This is a genomic window from Halorubrum sp. Atlit-28R, assembly GCF_003665955.1.
Taxonomy (GTDB): Archaea; Halobacteriota; Halobacteria; order Halobacteriales; family Haloferacaceae; genus Halorubrum; species Halorubrum tropicale.
The window spans coordinates 1-439 of record NZ_QPLS01000279.1 but is presented as its reverse complement, the minus strand read 5'-3'; the positions used below and the strand labels follow the sequence as shown (position 1 = coordinate 439).

General features: G+C 58.3%; 1 pseudogene. It reads left to right on the top strand.

Annotated features, from left to right (window positions below):
- Positions 1 to 439 (top strand): annotated as a pseudogene (locus DVK06_RS19525) (MBL fold metallo-hydrolase); the annotation flags it as partial.

Here is a 439-nt window from a genome sequence, read left to right as displayed (position 1 = left end):
ACGGGCAACAGCCACGACCAATGGGTCATTACTCACCAACGGCTCGGCTGAATTCGAATACTCGCTGCCCATCACGACCCGTTGTAACGACGTCGACCTCGCCGCCGAAGGGTTAGACCTCGAACAACTCCGCACACAAATCCCATCACGACCGGGACCACGGCTGTCAAACGGTGCTCCCGAGACGAAAGCTGATGAGACGCCCCCGATGCCAGCGGAAACGAGCTCCGAGTCCCGGTCACCCGAAGACACTGAGACAGCAGAGACACAGACTGTTGAGCAGTCACTCGCAGCGATTGACGAGCGCCTTGGGAGAATCGAGTCGGCAGTCACTAGTCGAGAACTCACCGCACACGTTGTTGACGCAGGTGATGGGACGATTCTACTCCGGCTGGACGATCCATCTGTAGACCTTGAGCATGGCCAGGAACTTCGAGTC